We start from the raw sequence: 4,607 nt of genomic DNA, 5'->3' as shown, positions 1-4,607 counted from the left end.
TTAATCTCCTTTTCTTCAGTACCTAAGCAAAGTTAATTAGGGTTTGCGGCAAAAAGTTTTTCTTGGGGGTAGGGTGTGGGGTGTGGGGTGTGGGGTGTAGGGTTTTACCGATTCTGAGGGGGTCAAGTACCTAATTTTCAGGGAAAAAGTACATGAATTTTCCCCCTGATCACTCCCAGTCCGGTACTTTTTGATTGACAAAAAGTCTAAAAGCCCTTTCCTGTAAGGTTTTTAGATTTATTCAGCAAACCCTATTTAAACCGCTTATTTTTAGATTAGCCGAATCTCCCCCAATCCCTTTACTGTTTTTTGCATGAGTGCCTCTTGCCTCGTCTGGCCCAAGCAATTTAAATTACGAACAGCTTATCTTAGGGATGAAGTCAGCGCCTTAATTGTCAGAGAATGCTAATCTGATCTATCAGCCCATCAGCACAAGTAGAGGAACTTCTGATATGCCCGACAACCGCTTCCAGATCAAATTTTGGGGAGTACGGGGGAGTATTCCCTGTCCTGGTTCGGAAACCGTTCGTTATGGTGGTAATACTTCCTGTGTGGAGATGCAAGTCGGTAGAGAAAGATTAATCTTTGACGGTGGTACGGGGTTACGCGTCCTAGGACAGTCTTTGATGGCAGAAAGTCCAGCGAAAGCCCATTTATTTTTCACCCACTCCCATTGGGATCATATTCAAGGTTTTCCTTTTTTTATCCCTGGTTTTATCAGGGGCAATACTTTTAAAATCTATGGGGTTCCCTCCCCCAACGGGGCAACCATCAAGCAAAAATTACAAGATCAGATGTTACATCCTAATTTTCCCGTGCCTTTGCAGATTATGCGGGCCGATTTAGAATTTTATGATCTAGAAATGGGCGAAACCCTCCACTGTGGGAATGTCACCGTCGAAACCCGTCCTTTAAATCATCCAGGAGACGCGGTGGGTTATCGGGTAAATTGGCAGGGTTTATCGGCAGCTTATATTACTGATACCGAACATTTTCCCGATCGCCTTGATGATAACGTTCTGGCTTTGGCTCGGCAAGCGGATGTCATGATCATTGATGCTACCTACACCGATGAGGAATACAACGATCCTAAGTATTCTAAGGTGGGTTGGGGTCATTCCACTTGGCAGCAGGCAGTCAAAATCGCTAAGACAGCGCAAGTTAAGCAGTTAGTTCTATTTCATCACGATCCCGCCCATAATGACGATTTTCTCGATTGCATTGGGGAACAGGTAAGAAAGATTTTCCCTGAAACTATTCTCGCCCGGGAAGGCCTCTCGATCGAACTGCGACCGGGAGATGATCAGATAGATGAAGTGTAATCTAAGTCACTGTTCCCCACTATGAAGATAACTGCTGTAGATGCTCAACAGCTTATCCCCGTGAGCGCAGATAAGATAGAATGACATAACATCATCTGGGATTTTCTCTGGTGCTATATTATAGAGTCCATTTGGTATCTTTCCCAAAATCATTACCCAGTATGGATTAGAGCGAATTAGCCAAAATACCTGTAATTCTTACCCGTGAAGCGTCACAAGAGAGATACCAAATAGGTTCTATGGAAATGTCCAATCAATCCTCACCTAACTCTAGGGAAATACAAGCAATTTTTGATCAGATCGCTCCCGAATATGACCGACTCAATCAAGAATTAAGTTTAGGATTACACCACGTCTGGAAATTAATGACAGTCAAATGGTGTCAACCCAAAAAAGGGGATTTTGCCCTTGATGTCTGTTGTGGCAGCGGCGACCTGACTAATCTATTATCAAAACAAGTGGGTAAAACTGGCCAAGTGATCGGACTAGATTTTTCCCCACAACAATTAAAAATCGCCCGTCAACGTTTTAGCGCCACTAATATTCACTGGATGGAAGGGGATGCCCTCAATTTACCCTTTGCCGATTCTAGGTTTGATTGTGCCACTATCGGCTATGGATTACGCAATGTGGTCGATATTACCCAATGTCTGGGGGAATTATACCGAGTCCTGAAACCGGGTGCTAAAGCGGCGATTCTTGACTTCCATCAACCCACCGAAACCATGGCCAAACTATTGCAAAACTGGTATCTCGATCATATCGTCGTTCCCGCCGCCGAGCGCTACGGCTTAACTGACCAGTACGCTTATATTAGTCCTAGTATTGATCGCTTTCCCCAGGGCCGAGAACAGGTAAAATTAGGCTATCGGTCGGGATTTTCCGGTGCCGTCCACTATCCACTCCTAGCAGGACTGATGGGAGTGTTAGTCTTAAAGAAATAACTTACTCACATTTGCGTTTATTTTTTGCTGCTAAATTGAATCTCGCTACTCTTTGGACATGGATCTTACCGCCGATCGCGGGGGCAATTATTGGCTATTTCACCAACGATATAGCCATAAAAATGCTGTTTCGTCCCTACAAAGCGATTTATATCGGTAAGCGTCCTCTTCCCTTCACCCCGGGGCTAATTCCTCGCAATCAAGATCGATTAGCTGTCCGGGTATCGGATACGATCATGGGTTCCCTGTTAACTCCCGAGGAACTACAAAAACTGGCTAAACGACTCCTCGACACCGAAAGGGTACAGGGGGCGATCCTCTGGCTGTTACAATTAGCTTTAAAACAAATAAAAGGCGATCGGCAAGCAAAAACAGCCGAGATTTTGGCGGCGATTCTTCACGATTTATTCGGGGAATCTTTAGCGAGATTACTAAAAGTTTTAGCCCGACGGCAGGACTTTTTAGAAAAACAGATCAATCAAATTTTTGATCGCCTAGTTTTAGAATTTTCTCTCAGTGAACAACAGGCGCGACAATTCTCCGATTGGCTATTAGAAACTGTCTTACCTGCTGATGTTATCCGTCTAGCTTTAATCGATTTTTTAACCGATCGCAATATTCAGGTTATCGATGAAGGATTTCGGGAAAAAACCAGTGGAACCTATTGGGTAGTAGCCAATTTATTCGGTTTACGCAATGCCCTCGCCCGCTTACGCACTTTTTGCCTTGATGAAAAGGATTTAGCTAATACCAGAATCAAAGAATTATTACTATCTTTAGAGATGCGTAATCGTCTGAAAAACTGGTTACAAAGTATCTCTTTACAAAATTTACCTATCTCCACCGTCAGACAATTGCGTAAAACCACCAGGGATACGGTGCGAATTTATATTCAAGAAAGTGGCGAACAATTTCTGCAAGATTTTGGACAAACGATCGACTGGGATCAAATCGCTAATTTAATTATTAATCGTCTGCAATCCTCGGTGTCAATGACTACATCATTAGGGGTAATTAGTCAAGAGTTAGCGTTAATTTTAGAGCGTTATTTAGAGGAAGATTTAGAGAAATTAGTCGCCCAAATTATCCCAATTCTCAACATCGATCAGGTAATCCGTGATCGGGTAAATGCCACTTCCCCGGCCGATCTGGAAAATGCCATACAAGGCATTGTTAAACAGGAATTACAGGGAATTGTTAATCTCGGTGGTATTCTCGGTCTTCTGGTTGGACTAATGCAAACAGTTATTTTAATTGCACAGAATCCGGGGTAATAATTGGGGGGTTAAACTAAGTTAACCCCCCGGAATCATTGCGTTTAAGTAAGTAGTTATAATTACATTAAAGATAGATTTTGCCTCTGATCCCCCCTTAATAAGGGGGGTGTCTGACAACTTTTAACACCTACCTACTTATTTTTAAGGTAAAATCAAAAAACTTCCCTGACAGAAAAGAGTTTGATCGTCGAGAATAAAAGATTTAATCTCCACATCTTTGCCTAAATCGACGGTAAAAGGTTGCAAATCAACAGATAAATCTGGGGCTAAACCTTGCCATTGTCGGGGACTAATCCCTAAAGTGCGGGCATCTTCTAAGGCAATATCGGCGCTAAAAATTACTTCTGCACCTGTTTCTCTATGGCCGAGAAGAGAGAAATAACCCTGATTTAGGAGAACATTTTTCCAGTTAAAACGCTGTTGTGAGATAATTTCTCTGGCGTTAACAACTCCGTTATTTTCTAGGGAAAAAATTAGTAAATCCGCAAAAGCATTAACTAAAATAGTCGAGGCGATCGAATTATTTAAATCCTGTTCGTTAATTTCTACCTCACCGCTAACCCGAATAGGTTCCAAAATTTTTAGGGGTTTCCCTCGCAAAACCTGCCCGATATTAAGACGAATATTTTCCCCTCTTAATTGCGCTTTACCTAGATGTAAACCTTGATAAATCGCTTTTCCTACGGCCAAAAATACCCCGGGTATATAACCGCGCAAAATTTGCCGATCATGACCGTGCAGCTGCATTTCTAAATCTTCTATCTGTTCTACTTGTGATCGCAAGAACAGACGTACTGCTGGCGGCAAAACCTTACTAATAATCTCACTTTGAGTATTGACCCACATAAACGTTATCTCACTCACTCCACAATGTTTCTAATTGTAACAGAGCTAGATCGATCGAACCATGAGGGGCTGCCGTCAGGTAAGCTTTTACGCATTTAAGTTACATTAACAGCATTACCCTTATTTTTAAGCTTTCTACTCCATTTAATAATCAATCCCCCTTCATTTAAAAGCTGATTGACTACTTTTTCCAGTTCTTCTTTATTTTCAAATTCTCG

The 4,607-nt window shown here is 42.3% G+C and carries 4 protein-coding genes and 1 pseudogene; 3 read left to right on the top strand and 2 right to left on the bottom strand.

Annotated features, from left to right (window positions below; genetic code table 11):
- Positions 1-452 precede the first annotated feature (452 nt).
- From IM322_RS01265 to IM322_RS01255, 3 genes are all read left to right on the top strand, one after another.
- On the top strand, positions 453-1,322 hold the full coding sequence (locus IM322_RS01265) for an MBL fold metallo-hydrolase (RefSeq protein ID WP_287078943.1): 870 nt from the start codon (positions 453-455) through the stop codon (positions 1,320-1,322).
- A 245-nt stretch (positions 1,323-1,567) separates the two neighbouring features.
- Positions 1,568-2,266 carry a bifunctional demethylmenaquinone methyltransferase/2-methoxy-6-polyprenyl-1,4-benzoquinol methylase UbiE gene (gene ubiE, locus IM322_RS01260; RefSeq protein ID WP_287675098.1) on the top strand — a complete coding sequence of 233 codons (699 nt, stop codon included), beginning with the start codon at positions 1,568-1,570 and terminating at the stop codon, positions 2,264-2,266.
- 35 nt (positions 2,267-2,301) lie between these two features.
- On the top strand, positions 2,302-3,540 hold the full coding sequence (locus IM322_RS01255) for a DUF445 domain-containing protein (RefSeq protein ID WP_287675094.1): 1,239 nt from the start codon (positions 2,302-2,304) through the stop codon (positions 3,538-3,540).
- A 144-nt stretch (positions 3,541-3,684) separates the two neighbouring features.
- Here the strand turns inward: IM322_RS01255 and IM322_RS01250 are convergent, their stop codons facing one another.
- Together IM322_RS01250 and IM322_RS01245 are read right to left on the bottom strand one after the other, a co-directional pair.
- Positions 3,685-4,389 carry an LmeA family phospholipid-binding protein gene (locus IM322_RS01250; RefSeq protein ID WP_287675096.1) on the bottom strand — a complete coding sequence of 235 codons (705 nt, stop codon included), beginning with the start codon at positions 4,387-4,389 and terminating at the stop codon, positions 3,685-3,687.
- 95 nt (positions 4,390-4,484) lie between these two features.
- Positions 4,485-4,607: pseudogene (locus IM322_RS01245) on the bottom strand (IS630 family transposase); the annotation flags it as partial.

The sequence above is a fragment of the Microcystis sp. M109S1 genome (genome assembly GCF_020247025.1).
GTDB lineage: Bacteria > Cyanobacteriota > Cyanobacteriia > Cyanobacteriales > Microcystaceae > Microcystis.
The sequence above is the reverse complement of the archived record's forward strand: the minus strand, read 5'-3'. Positions and strand labels throughout refer to the sequence as shown.